Origin of the sequence: Metabacillus sp. KUDC1714, from assembly GCF_014217835.1 — a bacterium.
Taxonomy (GTDB): Bacteria; Bacillota; Bacilli; order Bacillales; family Bacillaceae; genus Metabacillus; species Metabacillus rhizosphaerae.
Genome location: NZ_CP055263.1, coordinates 1,429,172 through 1,447,735, shown reverse-complemented (window position 1 = coordinate 1,447,735; position 18,564 = coordinate 1,429,172). Strand labels below are relative to the sequence as shown.

The window sequence follows — 18,564 nt, the reverse complement described above, 5'->3', positions numbered from 1 at the left end:
ACCGGTGATGGTTTTTAGCTCTTTTTGTTATGCGAACGAAATGGTTTTACGATTTTCAAATTTTGGAATCCAGTCACCGTGTGCTTCAATTAAATCATCGCACATCGCAATGATGTCGTCCATTGATAATTCAGCGGCCGTATGAGGATCAAGCATTGCTGCCTGATAGATATGTTCTCTCTTTTTCGTTACCGCTGCTTCAATTGTTAAGAGCTGTGTATTAATATTTGTACGGTTAAGAGCTGCTAACTGTTCTGGAAGATCTCCTACATAGCAAGGAGTTATTCCGCTGCGGTCAGCAACACATGATAGTTCAACAACAGCTTTTTCCGGTAAATTGCTAATTAAGCGTCCTGTATTTAAAATATTGCCACCAAATTTAAATGGAACATTCGTCTCAATCGCTTCAATAATGCGGGAACCATATTCGTGAGAACGAGTATGGGTAAGCTGTGCATTGTTGACCATCTCGTCGCGCATTTTGTCCCAGCGTTCAATTTGCTCTACACAACGACGCGGATACTCATCGAGAGGGATATTGAATTTCTCGATTAATTCTGGATAATTGCGTTTAATGAAGTACGGATGGTACTCGGCATTATGCTCAGATGATTCCGTTACGTAATATCCGAATTTGTCCATTAATTCGAAGCGGACCATATCATCGTGTTTCGTTTGTTGTTTTTCTCTAGCACGGCGTTTAATTTCTGGATATAAATCTTTGCCGTCGCGTTTGATCTCAAGGAGCCAGGCCATATGGTTAATACCGGCGATTTTTTCTTCGACTCCTTCATGATCCATTCCTAAAGCTTTAAACAGGTGTTCACTGCAAGCTTGTACGCTGTGGCATAATCCGACTGTTTTGACATTTGTATAACGCAGCATTGCTCCTGTTAATGTTGCCATCGGATTTGTGTAGTTTAAAAATAGGGCATCCGGACAAACCTCTTCGATATCCTTGGCGAAATCCCACATAACCGGAATGGTACGAAGCGAACGGAAAATTCCGCCAATCCCGATTGTGTCGGCAATTGTTTGGCGAAGGCCGTATTTTTTAGGGATTTCAAAATCTATTACTGTGCTTGGTTTATAGCCACCGACTTGAATGGCATTTATAATGTATTTTGCTCCTCTTAATGCTTCTTTGCGATCAGTATAGGTTTTCACTACTACATTTGCCTGTAAGCTTTGTTTTAAATTGTTCAACATATTTTCGGAATCTTTCAAGCGTTGTTCATTAATATCAAATAATGCGAACTCGAACCCGGCTAATGCCGGAACATACATACAGTCACCAAGAACATTTTTTGCAAAAACTGTACTTCCGGCCCCAATAAACGTGATTTTTGACATGAATTTACCTCCTGTAAAGTGAAACTGGGACTGTCCATCTAATCTTCCAGTAAGTAAAAAAATTGTTTTGGAAACAAAGTGCTGTCCCGTATTCAACTTTGTGTTTTTTGTTGTTATAATAATATTAATTCGCTTTCATAATAACAGCAATGGTAAGTTAGTGCGATTGGAGGGTAAAATATTGTCTTCGACTTATGGAGAGAGACATGTGAAGGATTATGGAACGTGTGGTTTTCGTTTTCAAGATGCGCTTCCTAATGATGTGGCGAACATTTCAGTGATCGGTCGGGAAGAAAAAATGCCCGGTACAATCTATGATTGGCATGGATTAAAGCGGAGAGATGTCGGCACGTATGTGTTTCAATATACTCTGTCAGGATCAGGAGGGCTTGATATAGACGGTAAGAGTTATTCATTGAAGGCGGGGGAAGCATTCATTGTCGAGATCCCCAGTGATCATCGTTATTACTTTCCAAAAGATAGCAAAGGATGGGAGTTTATATTTATTACGTTAGTGGGAAGAGAAGCCGCCGAGTGCTGGCGGTTTATGAAAGAACAGAGTGGCCCAGTCTTGAAAGTACCTCCGGATTCAAAGCTGATTCAGCTTTTGCTGAAAATCTATCAAGACATATATGACCAAAAGATTACAGACGCATATTATGCCTCTGCAAAAGCTTATGAATTTATTATGGAGTGTTACCGTTGCATAAGGAATATTGAAAAAGCAACGAAAGATTTCTCTCTCCAGATTACAAAAGCCTTATCCTTTATCCAAACACATTATCATGAACCGATCACACTCGACGAAATAGCGGCCGTATCTGGTTTCTCAAGATATTACTTTATTAAGCAGTTTCAACACCAACTAAATATGACACCTGTGCAATACCTTACTAAAATCAGGATTCAAAAAGCGGCTGAGCTTCTTCGTTCAACGAGCTCCTCTGTAACAGACATTGCTGCCCGGGTGGGGTATGCAAATGCCAACTATTTCAACAAAGTTTTTCGCAAAGTGGTTGGTGTATCCGCCGGGACGTTTCGTGACAGTAAAGACGTTGTCGGAATTGATCATTTGATCATTGATTAAGCTTATGGCAATATGCATTGCTTGGTAGAAAAGGAGAGTTATGTATAATAAAACACCAGAGTGGCAAGATCATTATACATGCCAAGTTTCGCTAATGGGAGGGGTCTATTACGGTTTAACCTTACAAGGGGTAGTACCACATGCCCATCAAGCTAAGTTAAAACAATACCCTCAAAAATGAAAAAACACTATGCTTATCGTAAGAAGTTTACGAGTAAGGATGGTGTTTTTTATGAATCCTATCATCTCTAGTGAACTGACACTTTTCGAGGGACAAAGGACCTGTCCCTTTGTCCCGTATTAACGCGATTTAATCCTGTTATATCCTCGCTCCCCATATGGCTGCAGGTTTTCTAACCACTTATTCTCAAGTTCTGCCAATGCTTCCTTCTCATTAAAGTATGGTTCATCTTTCTTTTTGAGCACCTCTAATACCTCAATAGTAAACGCGTCTTTCCCAAACTGGTTCCATTCCTCTTGAAGCTCTTTGTTGTAGCTTCCACCTGTTTCAAGAGTGAACTTTACTCCGTTTAACGTTTTTAAGTTTTTTGTGCTTCCGATAAAGATTTTTTGGTTTTTGGTATTTTTAATTTGGTATACACCAGCTTCAATCTTTGTTTCTTCTATATAACGTTGTTTTAATTCCCTTTTACGGTCCATGTTTATTCTACCTACTTTCTCTTCTTATTTTTTTAACCAATATTTGCTCCCATCAGGTTTACGATCTAAAAATCCGTATTCGATTAAATATCTTCTAATCATGACATGATCTTCATAAATCGCCTTTAAGATTTGATTTAATTCTTGTTCCGTATACATATGGTCCGGTTTTAATTGATTTGTGATTTCCCGGAGGATGACAAGTCTTTGCTTTTCCTTTGGTGGAAATTTGTTCAAGCTTTTATTTGTTCCTTCTGGAAAGTATTTGCTGATTATTTTTTCTTGTTCCTCTTGGGTAATGTTATATCGTTCATCCACCATTCTCGCAGTTTTATGAACAGGTAAAAAGGCTGGTGCATACTGATCCTTTTCCTTTAATAATTCCATCATGGCCAAAAAGGACTTTGCTTGTCGTTCTTTCTCCTTTAAGGCAAAACGGTGATGACGAATTGTTGAGGTGCTTCCCAAGCCCAGCTCCTCTTGGACTTCTTTATCACTCTTTCCTTGATAGAAAAGACGAAGGAGACCTTTTTGATGGTCGGTAAGCCCGGTAAGTTTTTTATCCATTCCGAGTAAGGATTCAAATACTGATTGATGGGTCAGCTCAATATGAATTCGCATATATCTTTCCGCTTCGTAAAAGATATTTTCGTGAGGATAAACAATCCCCTTTTCTACTTTCTCGCCACAAAGCAGGCATAAATAAGAATCATTATCTTGAATATATCCTCGTTTTAGTTCCTCCAAAGAAGCATTCCAAAAAATATCCGAGATCTCCATGTTAAAAAACACATCCAATCAAAGTGTATATAAAATTGAACAAACGATTAATTTGTTTGGTTAATAATAAACATATTAGTATAAAGTTTGGTTTGTGTCAATGGAATACCAAACGAATAAGATGAATGTTTGATAATGACTAAACACTAAGCTATAAAGTTTGATTTTTTCTATCACCATTCGGAAGTGTATCGTGGGCTATAAAAATAGTTTTACGTAACTTTTTAAAAAAATTAAATTTACACGCTACTCTAGCCTCTATAAAACCCTATATAGAGGGTGAGGGAGTTTTGTGCTGCTCTATCAACTAGAAATGGATCTAGGGACTGTTGTTGGTCAAAAGAAGCCTGAATTATAGGCCAACAGGTTTTTGCTAGCGCAAAACTACTTACTTTTAAGGTTTTAAAGGAGAGAGTAGACGTGGAAAAGCTAAACTATGAAACAATCCAGAAGTATCAATCATTTAAAACAATAGAAGAAATGGATCAAGCGGTCCGTGGCTTTTTGTATAAGCATAAAGCGGAATTATCTGAAGGGACGATTGCAGTTCTTACTTTTATTTGGAAGCATTCGGTTAAGGTAGTGGGTGTTTCTTTTGCAAAATATGAGTATATTGCTGAGGAAGTAAACCTGAGCAGACGAACGGTAATTCGCGCTGTCAATGTACTGGAAGAGAGAGGGATTATTAAAAAGGTTCCTACCTCTCGTATGAATGGAAAACAAGGTGTGAACCTTCTCGTGATTCAACATTTTGAGCCGATTGATTCTATCATAAATAATAAGTCACCCCAGGATGTCACTCTACCTGACACTGCTAATAAAACAGAGAATAAGCAAAGCTCACTCTGTGAGAAAGAAATAAAACCTACTAACGTAAAGGAGACGCCAAAATCGTCATCACATGATTTGGATTTAAGTTACCTTCCTGAGTCCATTTCAAACGAGTTTGTCGAAGTGACAAAACCCTTCCTGAACACAGTGGAAATTTATAAGCTTTGGCAAAGAGTGTTAATTGTTTATAACAAAATGAAGCTGCAACGCTCCTTAAGTGATGTCATTGATTGTGTCGTTCTCGCCTTTAAACAAACTGTGTTTGCTCAAAAACTCGGGAAAATTCAAAAGACATTTGAAGGTTATTTTTATGGGACTTTGTATGCTAAATTAATTGTGGAGAAACGTCAGGAGAATAAGCATATGTTTTTTGATTTTATAGGGGAAGAGTAATCAGATATACATAATGAACATAAATTTAAGCTTTATCATCAATGGCGTTTTTATTATGCCTTTGTAAATTCAAGAAGAACAGGTAGAATTGATATATACTGATTCCCTTTGGGGAAATACATAGTAAACAAATATACAGGTGTGATTGAATGAAAATCAAAACTTTATTTATAGCTCCATATCCTGCCATGACACATTTAATCGAAGAGTGCCGGCAGGAAGAACAAAAGCTTGATCTCCATATTGAAGTAGGGAATCTTCAGGATGCGATTCCATTAGCGAAAGCTGCGGAGAATCGTGGGTTTGATGTGATTATTAGTCGCGGTGGAACAGCCAAACTAATTGAAAAAGAAGTAAATATTCCTGTGGTAGATGTTCATGTTTCTGGCTATGATATGCTTCGGGTATTAACATTAGCGAATGATTTTCCAGGAAGAAAAGCAATTGTTGGCTTTTCGAATATTACTCTTGGTGCGAAGGCGATTACGGACTTGTTAGATATTCCTATTGAGGTACATACAGTTGATACAGCCCAAGAGGTAGAGACGATTGTGGAACAACTCAAAACAGAGGGCTGTGAGCTTATTATGGGGGATGTTATCACCATAGATGCCGCTTCTAAGCATAATCTTGAAGGTATTCTCATACAGTCGGGGCGTGAAGCAATCTTTGAAGCTTTTCAAAAAGCACGATCAATTTATCGGTTGCATCAAAAGCAGCAAAAGAAAATTACCTTTTTAAAGACCCTTCTTGAGGAATCGGCTTCAGATTTGATTGTGATATCGGCAGAAGGGGAAGTTGTGTATCAAAATTGGACGACCTTTGATTCGTGCCCAAGTCCAATTGTTACCTTAAAGGATCTTGTTCAACAAGGACTACCGAGTCATGGCGTGAATCTAATTGAATCGAGTGAGTTAAGAAAGATAAAACAAAAGGTGATTGAAAAGGTTATAGATGATCAGACTTATTATTTAGTCCAATTTTCAGAGTTTAACCATGAAAGCCAACAACTTGGACTGCATTTTCAAACAATTTCACAGCAGCCAATGCTGATGACCAAAAGTAAAAAAATGCAGAGATGTATGAATGTGATTGATAATAACCTTATATATAATCGGTGGACTCTTATTGGTGCAAGTGGGTCTGGTAAAATGTTGATTTCGCAGTATATTCATTATCTAAAGAATGAGGGAAATGGACTCTTTGCTAGTTCATCAGCCGAAAATGTGCTGAAAATGAATGATATCAACGACCCTGATATTCACACGATCTATATTAATGATGTAGAAGTTTTATCTCCTCAAAATATCGAAAAGCTTGCAGTATTAATTAATAACTGGGCGAGGAGGGGAATAACTGTAATAACTGCGATTCAACAGGAAGATCCTGTGTTTCATTCATTGATGTACGATGATGGAGCGATTCGCGTCACAATTCCTTCTCTATTTGAGCGAAAAGAAGATATTAAGCCTTTGACAACTTATTTTATTGCCTCATTACATGGAGAACTTGGCACTTCCGCCATAAAAATTAAGAATGATGCGATGGAGCTACTTGAGCAATATTCATGGCCTGGAAACGTAGCTGAACTAAAAAACCTACTAAAGGATGCAGTATTAGAGGAAAAGGGGTATGTCATTGGAAAAGAATTGATTTCCGAGCTTCTTGGTGAGAAGCAGGGAAAAACAGCTTCCTTCGACAATGAATTTTTAACGGGCACATTAGATGAAATTGAAAAGAGGATAATCCTTAAAATCATGGAAGAAGAAAACCATAATCAAACAAAAGTGGCCGAGCGGTTAGGCATTAATCGTTCAACACTATGGCGCAAGCTGAAACAATAATGTTCAGCTTGTTTTTTTATGGGAATAATAAAATTCATGTACATTTAATAACTGTTTAAAATTGCAACGTTTTTAATTTAATGTGTTGCATTTTTATTTGTAAGCCATTACAATAACACTTGTAAACGATTTCTTAATAGTTTAAGTGTTTAATATTGAAACAACAAATAAAGGAGTGTTATGATAATGAAGATAAAAGCAACGTTAGATCGAATTCCTGGCGGTATGATGGTTGTACCGTTGTTAATTGCAGCAGTGATTAATACATTCTTTCCAGACTTACTACGAATCGGAAACTTTACCCAGGCTTTATTTGTAGATGGTGCTGGAACGTTAATCTCTCTTTTCCTTTTATGTACAGGAGCACAAATCAATGTAAAATCATTTGGTGTTTCAGTTGGTAAAGGTGCTACCCTTTTAGCAACAAAATGGGCTGTAGGGGCAATCTTTGGATTGATTGCTTATATGCTTGCAGGAGACAACGGCTTATGGTTAGGCTTAGCTCCAATTGCAGTTATTGCAGCAATGACAAATAGTAATGGTGGCTTATTCGTTGCCCTTGTTGGTCAGTATGGAAGCAAAGAAGACCGTGCGGCATATTCCCTTTTAGCGCTTAATGATGGTCCTTTCCTAACAATGGTAGCGTTATCGATTTTTGGGGCAATGGGCTTTGTTGATGGGATGTTCTCATTTACATCATTCATTTCTGTTTTACTTCCAATTGTTGTTGGTATGGTGTTAGGTAACTTGGATGAAGACATGCGTACGTTCTTGGACAAAGGAAGCTCGATGTTAATACCATTCTTTGCCTTTGCGCTTGGTATGGGAATTGACTTTGCAGCAATTCTTGAAGGTGGTTTATCAGGTATTATTCTTGGTATCTTAACAGTATTTGTCACAGGGTCTGCAGGTTATTTTGTCTTTAAAGCATTAAAATGGAATCCGATTGTGGGAGCAGCAGAAGGATCAACAGCAGGGAATGCTGTAGCAACACCAGCTGCGATTGCTGCAGCAAATGCAAGTTTTGCGTCTGTTGTTGATATTGCAACGGTTCAAGTTGCTGCATCTACAGTAACAACAGCAATTCTTCTCCCGATATATGTAGGCTTTTTGGTCAAACGATTAGAGAAAAAAGGCTACAATTTTGAACAAGGAAATTCAGAGAAAGCAAACATCTAAGGGTGTGATCATAATGAAAAATAATATTGGTATTGTATCTGATGATTTAACTGGTGCAAATGACTCAGGTGTACAATTAGCGAAAAAGCATCTTTCATCAACGGTTGTGTTTGACTTTAACAAAACAAATGTGACAGTAAAACCTGATGTGTTAATTGTTGATACAGACAGCAGGGCAAAACCGGTAAATGAAGCATATGAAGCAGCCTACCAAGCTGCTTCCTTTCTTAAGAAGGAAGGGTATCAACATCTTTATAAAAAAGTTGATTCTACATTAAGAGGGAATATTGCAGCAGAATTATCTGCACTTGAAAAGGTCTTTCAACCAGAGATTATTGTTATTGCACCTGCCTATCCGAAAATGAATCGCCAAACGATCAAAGGCCATCATTACGTGAATGGAGTGTTAATCACTGATACTGAGTTCTCGAAGGATCCCAAAACGCCTGTAACAGAATCCTATATTCCGGATTTACTTAAGAAATATCAGGATAGGGGAATTGCGTTAATCGATAAGGCTACATTAGCTAAATCAGTAGTAGAAGTGATTCAAGCAATTAATACCTTTCTTGAAAAAGGGATTAAATGGTTTGTGTGTGATGGGGAAACAGAGGCTGATTTGCAAAAGGTGACAGAAATTTTTTCTGAAATGAATAAACGAACAATCTGGACAGGGTCTGCAGGTTTAATTGAGTATTTACCAGATTCCTTACAGCTAACACCATCAAATGAAGGAAACAAACTAGATTTAACGATTGATAAAACCTTGGTTGTGTCAGGGAGCTTATCACAAGTAACAAAGCAGCAGCTTGTAAAGGTTGAGGAACTATCGAAATCATTTTTTCTAGAAGTAGATCCGGTAGAATTAGTGAAGCAAACGTTTCATCCTAAAAGATATGTAGAACAATTAACCAAAAATCTTCATCACGATTATTTTGTTCTTTATGTCGAGGCTTCTGAGGAAAACCGTGTTGCTGCTAAGATAGCTGGAGAAGAGCTTGGCTTAACGGTAACAGAAGTAAGTGAAGCTATTTCACAAGGTTTAGGGAAGATTGCAAAAAGTTTATTACAAGACAATTCCTCCATTCAAGGACTAGTGTTAACAGGTGGAGATACGGCTAAGGCTGTATGCTCTGCGCTTGAAATTTCAGAAATGGAGCTGTATTCAGAGGTTGAACCAGGGCTTCCATTTGGTAGGGTAAGTAGTGAAGAGCAAAGCTATTGGGCAGTCACAAAAGCTGGTGGATTTGGACATGAACAATCATTAGTCAATGTTGTAGAATTTATGGCAAACAAGAGAAGGGTGAGAGCATGAATCAACAAAAACCAATCGTTGGAATCACAATGGGAGACGCTGCAGGTGTTGGCCCGGAAATCATCTTGAAAAGTTTAGCAAAAGAAGAAATGTATGAAATCAGTCGTCCGCTTGTCATCGGTGACAGCAAAATCTTAGAACGAGCGAAATCTTTTGTAAACAGTGAGTTAAAGATTGAGTCTGTTAATGCTGAAAACTTAGAAAATCTAGCCTATGAATACGGAACGGTCTACTGCTTAGATTTAAATCTTTTATCTGAAGAGCTGAAAGTAGGTCAAGTATCAAAAGAGGCTGGACATGCTGCATTTAAATATTTAGAAACAGCTATTGAACTCGCAAAGCAACAGAAAATTAGTGCGATCTGTACAGCTCCATTAAATAAGGAAGCCTTGCACAAAGGTGGACATAAATATCCGGGTCACACAGAAATCCTTGCTGACCTAACGGGAACACAAGATTTCTCAATGATGCTTTCCGCACCAAACTTAAAGGTTATTCATGTGACAACACATGTTGGAATTCTTGATGCAGTCAAATTGATTAACCCTGAACGTGTCTATCATGTGATCAAGCTTGCACATGACACACTCCAAAAAGCAGGAATCAACGCACCTAAAATTGCCGTTTGTGGTATTAATCCACATGCAGGTGAAAATGGATTATTCGGATATGGAGAAGAAGAGGAAAAAGTCATTCCTGGTGTTGAAAAGGCACAAGGTGAAGGCATTGATGTTGTAGGTCCACTACCAGCTGACACATTATTCTTCCGCACGGTTCGTGGTGACTTCGATATCGTTGTGGCAATGTACCACGATCAAGGACATGGTCCGGTTAAGGTTTTAGGCTTAGATGCAGGAGTTAATATTACAGTCGGTTTACCAATTATTCGTACAAGTGTTGATCACGGTACAGCATTTGATATTGCTGGCAAAGGAATCGCTGATGAGAAAAGTTTAATGGAAGCAATGCGTCAAGCGGTTGAATTGGCGCCGAAGAAGTAGTACCTGTCATATTTAAAGTATTGAAATAGGCACTGATAGTAAAGGGAGAAGAGTATAAGTACTTTTCTCTCTTTTTTGCTATACATTTGTTTTAGTAAAGGCTATTTTCTAAGAGATTTTTGCTTTTTTAACAAATACTATTTGGTTGATTGGAACGGATTGCGAGACTCCTGCGGGAGAAGCGGGACAGGTGAGACTCATGCAGGCGTTTACGCCGAGGAGGCTCACCCCGCCCGCCCCGCGGAAAGCGAGCAACTGGTGCGGAAATCAACCACATCGTATACTTGGTAAAAAGCAACAAAGTTTGGCGAGTCAGCCTTAGTAAAAGAAAGTTATAAAATTAGCCCCTTTTAATAATCTCCAGAAAATTATGATATACTACCCAAAAAGGAGGGATTTTCCATGATTAGTGAAAAACTAGTAAATGGCTTAATTAAACAGATGAATTATGAATTTTATTCTGCACATGCGTATTTAGGAATGGCTGCTCATTGTTCTGCAGAAAGCTTAGATGGCTTTGCGAACTTTTTTCTTGTACAAGCTGAAGAGGAACGTTTTCATGCGATGAAGTTTTATAACTTTATTAATGATATGGGAGAGCGAGCAGTGGTAGAGGGTTTCCCTGCACCAAATAATGATTTTACTTCGATTTTAGATGTATTTGAAAAGGGCTTACAGCATGAGAAAGAGGTTACTCGTCGCATTTATGAGCTTGCTGACATTGCGTTAGATGAGCGTGAGCATGCGACGATGACCTTTTTGAATTGGTTTATTGAAGAACAGGTTGAAGAAGAAGCTACTTTTGATAGTCTTATTCAGAAATTGAAGCGAATTGATACTGATAGTAATGCGTTCTTTATGCTTGATAGTGAGCTTGGGAAACGGACGTTTGTTCCTGACGGAGAGTAGTCGCTAGGGGTCACAACTTCGACAGCTTGTCGGTGTTCGTTAATTTAAGAGAAATTCACCACCACCAGCTGATCATCATCAGGTGGTGGTGGATTTCTTAGAATTTAAATTCATATCTTTACGACTCTTCGACAATCCTCTCAGATACCCAACCTTCTTTTCCAGCGTCTGTTTCAACCTTAAGCCATGTGATCCCTTTATCATCCGTTTGTTCCTCGTCAAGGTATGTGACGGTTTCGCCTTCCTTTATGTCAGCGACAATTTTACCGTTGAGGGATGGGGTTTGGCGGATGTTGCCGCCTTCTGGATAATCTGCTTTTAGTGTCAGCTTTGTAGGACTGACAGATTGCACTGTTGTTTGAATCTTCCCTTGGAGCTGGTCAAGATTAAATCCAAGTGATTTTTGGACCTTTTCTTCTGTTGCCCATGTTTCAAATTTATACCATGTTTTTGAGTAGGCTTGACTCGGGTTATTCATCACTGCGATTGGTAAAAGGATGGCCAGAGTCATTGCAGCTACTCTGAAGGTTTTTTTCAGACGTGCTTTATTTCTTGTTCGTTTTTGGGAAAGACCTTGTGTTTTGTTTAATCCCTTTAAAAGAAGAGCACAAGTATCCTCTAGTATATCAACCCATGTTGGGATCAGGTGGTTACCTGCATGTCTCCGTTTTGTTAAGGAGCGACTAATCCCCACCATCAAAGGATAGGAGAGTAGCTCAATTGCTTTTTTCAGAAGGATGCTTCCCCATACTATCAGTTTCGGGAGGAGACGTAATAGGATGGGTCTTGATAGAATGATAACCAAATAGGTTATGATCGCAAGTCTTAACCAAACTGGCAATAAAGACAGTGGGACCCAAAGCCAAAATACTTGATTTATAATGGTTTCCACATTATTTACTCTCCTTTAGTTGATTGATAGATATTTCTTAAGTAAGCTAGCGGGTCATCCATGCTGCTTTCGTTCGAAGTAGGGTACTGTCCACTAAATGATTCGTGTGGGAAATAGGCTCTAATTTTCATGATTTGCTCGTTTGCCTCAACCGCATCCACTGTTGGATCTAGTAATAGTTTTCGGACTTGATCTTGAACCTCAAGTCGGAAATGTTCTTCGTTGTATAAGCGATTTTTCACAATTTCTAAAGCATCTTTGTTTTCTTCAGCTATTAAGACGGCTTCAAGAAGGTTTCCAGATTCAATTGCTTCCTGGATGCTTTTCGCTAGTATGCTGGCTTTTTTAAGTCTTTTTTCACGGCGGTATTCATCTAGTTCATCCTCTTGATCGATCACTCTGAATCTCTTGTCATGCTCCTGGTCATCTTCACTTTGTTTAACAAGAACATTGATATCTGTGACAGCAACTCCAACTTGCTTTAACCCTGCGACCATTGAGGAGTGTTCATGAAGATCCTCGATATGACGTTTTACACGCTTCGCTTCAGATACTGGATAGTCACTTGTGATTTCTTCTAGCCAATAAGGAAGCTTCTTTTGGATATAGGTGACAATTTCTCCTGCACCTTGCTGAATAAGTGAGATTGGGTCAACAACTTTGTAATCAATCGACAGGTCGACTAGGAAATGACGTCCACGATCCTGTGAAGGAACCTCATTTTCATAATGGAAATTTAAGGTTGTCATGTTGACACTATAAACTTTCGTGTATTTTCCTGCCCGAAGATCACTGCGTGTGATCCGATCCCCATTTTTTACCACTAAAAAATGATTTTCTTCATTTGTATAAACAAAGGCCTGTGTCATCGAGGAAGCTGGCGGCTTTTCGAAAAAACTAAATTTGACTGGTTGAACATCGATTAAATTCATATGGTTTTCCTCCTGTTTTTTCAATCTTTATATAGATAATTCGGTAAATGATTAATTATATGGTGTTGGCATCTGGTTTCAAGCAAGCTAAGCACAAGCAGAGTTAGTTTGTTAGGTTTATCAAATGCTACTGAGTGCAATGTGATTATAGTAATCTCCTAATCTTACTATGTAATCTCGACTCGTTTAGAAGGCTTTATTTAGCTGTTAGTGTGTGAGTAGGTCTGTAGTTTCGTACAGCACACTTCAAGAGAAAGGGATGAGGTACATAAGTTGATTCCTCGCTCAAGAAAATGTTCAGTAATAAGCTGTTCATAAGTAGGTGCTAATTGTGTTAAACAAAGAATCGAATCAGCTACATTTTTTTGAATAACGAGCAGAGCTTATCATGATCTAAACTAAACCAAGCCATAAATATATATGAAAAGAAGCGTCAATTATGTGTATTGCTTGGCATTTTTCTTAAATGTTGAGCGAATGAATGGTTTGTAAACTCTATGGTGAAGTTAAAAACAGGGCGATCTTAGGTTAATATAATTAAACATTATACAAAAAAAGACGCTTATTTCCCAGGAATTAATCGATTATTGTCTTTTTTTGGAGGGAAGAGGACATAATTTACACATAGTACATTTTAGCTTTTAAGTCTGAAAAAACACAATAATTTTAATAATGGATCTATTCTATATTCGGTGGCTTTTACATGATGAACTTGTTATAATTCAGCCTATTATAAGTAAGGAGAATTATTATATGTTTAAGAAAACTGAACTAATCTTTATTAGTTTTATGTTATTTTCGATGTTTTTTGGAGCAGGGAATTTGATTTTTCCTGCCTTTTTAGGAAGATCAGCTGGGGTAGAGGTTTGGCTATCATTGGCTGGCTTCATTATTACGGCTGTGGGGCTGCCGATTCTCGGGGTCATCACTGTTGCGAAGGCAGGTAGCTTTCATAACTTAGCGACACGTGTTCATCCATTATTCGCGCTCATCTTTCCTTTATTAATTTACGTTTCGATCGGACCAGGTCTTGCGATTCCGCGTGCTGGAACGATAGCGTTTGAGATGGGCTTAAAGCCGTTTTTACCACAGACTTTGATGGACAAGCCTTCCATGCTACTGGGGTACACGGTTGTTTTCTTTGCCCTTACGCTATGGCTTAGTCTTAACCCGTCAAAGCTAGTTGATCGTTTTGGGAAGTTGTTAACGCCATTGCTGTTACTGATGATTGTCGTGATCTTTACGAAAAGTATGATCACACCAATTGGATCTTTTTCCTCCCCTTCAGAGACATATAAGGAAACTCCATTTTTTCAAGGGTTTTTAGATGGGTATTTAACGATGGATGCATTAGCAGCTCTTGTGTTTGGCATTGTAGTTGCGAATACGATCAGGGCAAAGGGTGTACAAGATCCAAAGCAACTCTCTAAATATATGAGCTTTGCAGGAATTGGGGCAGGAATTTTGCTGGCTTCGATATATGGAATTTTAAGCTACCTTGGTGCTTCAAGTGCATCGCTTGGGCAGCCTGAAAATGGTGCACAGGTATTAACGATTGTCATGAATGAGTTATTTGGGCAAACTGGTATTTTGATGCTCGGATTGCTATTCACGCTTGCGTGTCTTTGTGTGTGTATTGGGTTAATTATTTCATGTAGCCAATACTTCTCAGAAACCTTGTCCTTTATAAGTTATAAAGGCTGGGCTGTTGTGCTAGCGATTGTCAGTATGATTGTCGCGAATATGGGTCTAACGCAAATCCTGTCTGTTTCAGTTCCGATTTTAGGAGCGATTTATCCTGTTGCTGTTGTTTTGATTACTTTAGGATTAATAAACAACTATATATCAACCCGTGTTTATTTCTTTGCAACATTGTTTACCGGGGTGTTTAGTTTAGTAGAGACTGTTAATTATACGTTTTTAGGAAATTCACTGGATTCTCTTTTAGGAGTAGTTCCTCTTTATGATGTAGGAGTTGGTTGGGTGCTGCCGGCGGTTGTTGGGGGATTGGTTGGTTTAGTGGTGCCTGTCACCACCCGGAAATTGTCGAATGTTTAGAGGTGCCTGTCACCACCCGAATATTGTCGAACAAAGATATTTGACTTTTATCATTGTATGCTATATTCTAAACTAAAAAACAGGAACGTTTGTTCTGTGTGAGGGAGAATAATGGCTACAATGAAAAATTATATTATAGGGCAAGTGTGGTAAAAGAATGGGAAGAAAGAAACGAGTTTGGATACCTCATTACTTTTACCACATTGTTTGCCGTGGAAACCGTCGTGACCCTTTATTTATGGATAATGGCGATTTCCTTACCTTTTTATATATCCTCAGAAAGATCCACGAAAAATACTCTTTTGAACTAGCCTCTTACTGTTTAATGACGAACCACTTTCATTTACAACTCAGATCAACAGAACAATCCATTTCCAAGATAATGGCTCTTATTAATAAAAGATACGCAAACTATTTTAATACTCGCTACAATCTAACAGGACATTTATTTGAGAAAAGATTTTTCGATAAGGTGATTCTTTCTACAAGTGGAATGTTGGAGGTAAGTCGATACATTCATTTGAATCCTGTAAAAGCCAACATAGTAGAAAAGCCAGAGGATTATCGATGGGGGAGTTATCTGTATTTTATGGGGAAGGGGAAGATAGAGCAGCAATATTTTAATCCTTCGATTTTATTGGATGAATTTGAGGGGGAGGTTGATGAAAGAGTGAGGAAGTATTGTGAGTATGTAGGCGGCGGTGCCTGTCACCACCCGAAATATGTCGAAAAAGAGCTTAACCCTTGAAAATAAATGGATTAAGCCTCAACAACATTATACCGCTTTTCTACGAATATAAACTAGCCCACTAGCAAAGAAAATCACGAACCCGCCAATAATTGCAAAGATAATCGATTCGAACGAGACAAAGAATCCGCCCCAAGGACCATCTCCTTTTGGGATCATCGTTAAAAACGGCTGAACCCAAGGGTAGTAAGGGGCATATGTTTCAGAGTTCGCGACTAATATGTTTGGTAAGGTAAAGACGACGTTCAATGCAAGTGGTGCGGCAAAGCTTGACCATGCCATTGATACTAACAGCATAATTGAAGCTAGTGGTAGGGTTGCAATCCAGCCGCCGACTAAGCTTTTGAACATAACGAGAGTAGGAAAGGGATCTGAGAATCCTTTTATAAGTCCTACTGAAATCCAGCACAACATAAACAGAATTTGGTTTAAGGCGATTAATGACATCACGAGTGAAAACTTAGAAACATACACTTGAGTTCTTTTGACAGGTAAACTTAAGAGCTGTTTCCAGCCTCCGTCCTTGTGTTCATATCGGCAAATAAAGCTTGTAAAAACACCGATAATTAGCGGTAAGAAAAGAATCGTATGAACAGGTGTCATCATGAGTAAGGTTGTTGTCCATTCATTGATAGTTCCTTCCATTGTCTCTGTTGTTGCTAAACCAACTGCAAAGGCAAGTAAAGGGCTAACGAATAACAGGAGCCAAATATTTGTTTTTCTCATTTTTAAGATTTCAGATTGTACAAGGTGCCAAAACATTATTTCACATCCCTTTTTTGGAAGTCGATCATACCGATTAACAGGATGATAACCCCAACGATTATTCCGACGGTTACAAACCAAATAGGCTCCTTGTCCCCATATAGCAATGGCCATTTCCAGATGACCCAATCTGGTGCATAATAGGCGAATAACGTCACAACTGCACCGAAAATCCCAACCGTTAGTGGGATGGCTTGATTATCTAGGGTAATTGACAGCCATATATGAATCGCTAATAATGGCAGACCTGCCAATAGCGGGTAAAAGCTATTTTTTAAGATGGCTACAAATGGAATAGGTGATTCAGCAAATCCCAGCCCTATCCCTAAAAGGCAAGTTCCTATGAATAATAGGAGACAAGAGAGTAAGAGCAACATAAATGTGACGATAAACTTTGAAGAAAAAACGACACGTCTTTTAACAGGTAAGCTTAGAAGCTGCTTCCATGAGCTTTGTTGATGCTCGATTGTGGCAATTTGTGAGGCTAGAATCGTTATCCCTAGTAACAAAGCAGGGGCTACAAACATATTTACATTTTGAATGAGGTCCTGCCAGAGATTCTCTCTACCTTCAACTAAATATTCGTAGCGGACACCATAGTTCACCATTTGCAGCGCGATCACGCCAAATGGTCCGAGAAAAACAAGGAACCAAAACCACTTCCGTTTAATTTTTAGTAAATCAGCTTGCAGAACCGCCAGCATGTTGGGCTCCTCCTTCACTTGTTAGGTCTAGGAAGATTTCCTCAAGTGATTTCCGCTTTTCTTCCACTCGGTAAACAGCAAGACCGCCATTGACTAAAATCGTAATGATCGTTGCTACCTTTTCATCCGCCATATCCTCACAAATGACATAGTCATTTTCAACGTCCACTAAAAAGCCTTTTGCTAAAAGCAGTGCTTTTGCCTTTTTTGCATCCTTCACTTTTATCATAATTTGTGCCATTGCTTTATTACGTAGCATCTCGATTGAATCTTGAAAGATCATTTGTCCTTTTGAAATGATGCCAACCTGTGTAGCCATTTGATCAATTTCACTTAATAGGTGGCTAGAAATCAATATCGTAATTCCATATTGCTCGGGCATATTCTTAATAAGATCACGAATTTCATGAATACCAGAAGGATCAAGTCCATTTGTTGGTTCATCTAAAATTAATAGCTCTGGTCTACCTAATATAGCTGCAGCGATTCCGAGGCGCTGCTTCATACCAAGGGAATAGCCCTTAACAGCTCGGTCTGCATCCTTGGTTAACCGAACGATTGAAAGCACCTCGTCAATTCTACTTTTGCTCACTTGTAAGATTTTTCGTAATGCTTCTAAATTTTCTCTTGCGGTTAAATGTCCATAATAGGAAGGGGACTCTACTAATGATCCAATTTTCTTAAGTGCCTTCAGATGATTATGCTTCACATCTTCACCAAACAATTCAATTTTTCCGCTTGTTGGCTTCATTAACCCAAGCAACATTCGAATTGTTGTTGTTTTACCTGCCCCATTTGGTCCAAGAAATCCGTAAATTTCTCCCTTTTTAATTGTAAGATTAATATCATCTACGACTGTTTTTCCTTTGAACTTTCTTGTTAAATCCGTTGTTTTTATCATCATTTCATTCATTATTTATCACCTCATGTATAGCTTAGAGGGTTAGAGTTAAAATTGAGTTGTTGTTTTGTTTAAATTTTGTTTAAAAAATTGGGTGGGATTTGGTAATTGAGGATATTCGTAAGTTATGAAGGAGGAATGTGATTTTTTATTAAAAATCGAACTAACGTTCTGTTTTGGGCTAGTACAACGGATTGAGAGATGATAATATA

At 38.4% G+C, this 18,564-nt stretch carries 18 protein-coding genes; 10 read left to right on the top strand and 8 right to left on the bottom strand.

Annotated features, from left to right (window positions below; genetic code table 11):
- Positions 1 to 27: 27 nt before the first annotated feature.
- Positions 28 to 1,353: an alpha-glucosidase/alpha-galactosidase gene (gene melA, locus HUW50_RS07020; RefSeq protein ID WP_066329491.1), complete on the bottom strand. Its 1,326-nt coding sequence runs from the start codon at positions 1,351 to 1,353 to the stop codon at positions 28 to 30.
- Positions 1,354 to 1,561: 208 nt separating this feature from the next.
- Between melA and HUW50_RS07015 the strand changes: the two genes are divergently transcribed.
- Both HUW50_RS07015 and HUW50_RS07010 read left to right on the top strand, forming a co-directional pair.
- Positions 1,562 to 2,440 carry an AraC family transcriptional regulator gene (locus HUW50_RS07015; RefSeq protein ID WP_066329672.1) on the top strand — a complete coding sequence of 293 codons (879 nt, stop codon included), beginning with the start codon at positions 1,562 to 1,564 and terminating at the stop codon, positions 2,438 to 2,440.
- Positions 2,441 to 2,480: 40 nt separating this feature from the next.
- Complete coding sequence (locus HUW50_RS07010; RefSeq protein ID WP_157094328.1) at positions 2,481 to 2,621, top strand: hypothetical protein; 141 nt, start codon at positions 2,481 to 2,483, stop codon at positions 2,619 to 2,621.
- A gap of 119 nt (positions 2,622 to 2,740) precedes the next feature.
- On the opposite strand, the gene HUW50_RS07005 is transcribed toward HUW50_RS07010, so the two are convergent.
- On the bottom strand, positions 2,741 to 3,100 hold the full coding sequence (locus tag HUW50_RS07005; protein ID WP_066329489.1) for a GIY-YIG nuclease family protein: 360 nt from the start codon (positions 3,098 to 3,100) through the stop codon (positions 2,741 to 2,743).
- Between the two features lie 24 nt (positions 3,101 to 3,124).
- Positions 3,125 to 3,880, bottom strand: a complete 756-nt coding sequence (locus HUW50_RS07000) for a DUF2087 domain-containing protein (protein ID WP_066329487.1) — start codon at positions 3,878 to 3,880, stop codon at positions 3,125 to 3,127.
- Positions 3,881 to 4,300: 420 nt separating this feature from the next.
- Between HUW50_RS07000 and HUW50_RS06995 the strand changes: the two genes are divergently transcribed.
- From HUW50_RS06995 to HUW50_RS06970, 6 genes are all read left to right on the top strand, one after another.
- A complete protein-coding gene (locus HUW50_RS06995; protein WP_066329485.1) occupies positions 4,301 to 5,104 on the top strand; it encodes a helix-turn-helix domain-containing protein in 804 nt (267 codons plus the stop codon).
- 149 nt (positions 5,105 to 5,253) lie between these two features.
- Entirely contained in the window at positions 5,254 to 6,948 is a 1,695-nt protein-coding gene (locus HUW50_RS06990) for a sigma-54-dependent Fis family transcriptional regulator (protein WP_066329484.1), read from the top strand.
- A gap of 186 nt (positions 6,949 to 7,134) precedes the next feature.
- Entirely contained in the window at positions 7,135 to 8,127 is a 993-nt protein-coding gene (locus HUW50_RS06985) for a 2-keto-3-deoxygluconate permease (protein WP_066329483.1), read from the top strand.
- A gap of 13 nt (positions 8,128 to 8,140) precedes the next feature.
- Positions 8,141 to 9,442, top strand: coding sequence for a four-carbon acid sugar kinase family protein (locus HUW50_RS06980; protein WP_066329478.1), 1,302 nt, complete (start codon positions 8,141 to 8,143; stop codon positions 9,440 to 9,442).
- Positions 9,439 to 10,443, top strand: a complete 1,005-nt coding sequence (pdxA, locus tag HUW50_RS06975) for a 4-hydroxythreonine-4-phosphate dehydrogenase PdxA (protein WP_066329476.1) — start codon at positions 9,439 to 9,441, stop codon at positions 10,441 to 10,443. The genes HUW50_RS06980 and pdxA overlap by 4 nt, the downstream gene beginning before the upstream one ends.
- 402 nt (positions 10,444 to 10,845) lie before the next feature.
- Entirely contained in the window at positions 10,846 to 11,352 is a 507-nt protein-coding gene (locus tag HUW50_RS06970; RefSeq protein ID WP_066329474.1) for a ferritin, read from the top strand.
- A 118-nt stretch (positions 11,353 to 11,470) separates the two neighbouring features.
- Here HUW50_RS06970 and HUW50_RS06965 read toward each other — a convergent pair whose 3' ends face one another.
- Together HUW50_RS06965 and HUW50_RS06960 are read right to left on the bottom strand one after the other, a co-directional pair.
- On the bottom strand, positions 11,471 to 12,244 hold the full coding sequence (locus HUW50_RS06965) for an SH3 domain-containing protein (RefSeq protein WP_066329473.1): 774 nt from the start codon (positions 12,242 to 12,244) through the stop codon (positions 11,471 to 11,473).
- 5 nt (positions 12,245 to 12,249) lie between these two features.
- Complete coding sequence (locus HUW50_RS06960; protein WP_066329469.1) at positions 12,250 to 13,176, bottom strand: hypothetical protein; 927 nt, start codon at positions 13,174 to 13,176, stop codon at positions 12,250 to 12,252.
- Positions 13,177 to 13,929: 753 nt separating this feature from the next.
- Between HUW50_RS06960 and brnQ the strand changes: the two genes are divergently transcribed.
- Together brnQ and HUW50_RS06950 are read left to right on the top strand one after the other, a co-directional pair.
- Positions 13,930 to 15,234: a branched-chain amino acid transport system II carrier protein gene (gene brnQ / locus HUW50_RS06955; protein WP_066329467.1), complete on the top strand. Its 1,305-nt coding sequence runs from the start codon at positions 13,930 to 13,932 to the stop codon at positions 15,232 to 15,234.
- A gap of 157 nt (positions 15,235 to 15,391) precedes the next feature.
- Positions 15,392 to 15,982 (top strand): transposase, encoded by a 591-nt coding sequence (locus HUW50_RS06950; protein ID WP_066329464.1) that lies wholly within the window; start codon positions 15,392 to 15,394, stop codon positions 15,980 to 15,982.
- 27 nt (positions 15,983 to 16,009) lie between these two features.
- On the opposite strand, the gene HUW50_RS06945 is transcribed toward HUW50_RS06950, so the two are convergent.
- The 3 genes from HUW50_RS06945 to HUW50_RS06935 are packed head-to-tail and all read right to left on the bottom strand — an operon-like array spanning position 16,010 to position 18,364.
- Positions 16,010 to 16,744, bottom strand: coding sequence for an ABC transporter permease (locus HUW50_RS06945; RefSeq protein WP_066329462.1), 735 nt, complete (start codon positions 16,742 to 16,744; stop codon positions 16,010 to 16,012).
- Positions 16,744 to 17,451 carry an ABC transporter permease gene (locus HUW50_RS06940; RefSeq protein ID WP_066329460.1) on the bottom strand — a complete coding sequence of 236 codons (708 nt, stop codon included), beginning with the start codon at positions 17,449 to 17,451 and terminating at the stop codon, positions 16,744 to 16,746. Before HUW50_RS06940 ends, HUW50_RS06945 begins: the two co-directional genes overlap by 1 nt.
- A complete protein-coding gene (locus HUW50_RS06935) occupies positions 17,429 to 18,364 on the bottom strand; it encodes an ABC transporter ATP-binding protein (RefSeq protein ID WP_066329457.1) in 936 nt (311 codons plus the stop codon). Before HUW50_RS06935 ends, HUW50_RS06940 begins: the two co-directional genes overlap by 23 nt.
- Positions 18,365 to 18,564 lie beyond the last annotated feature (200 nt).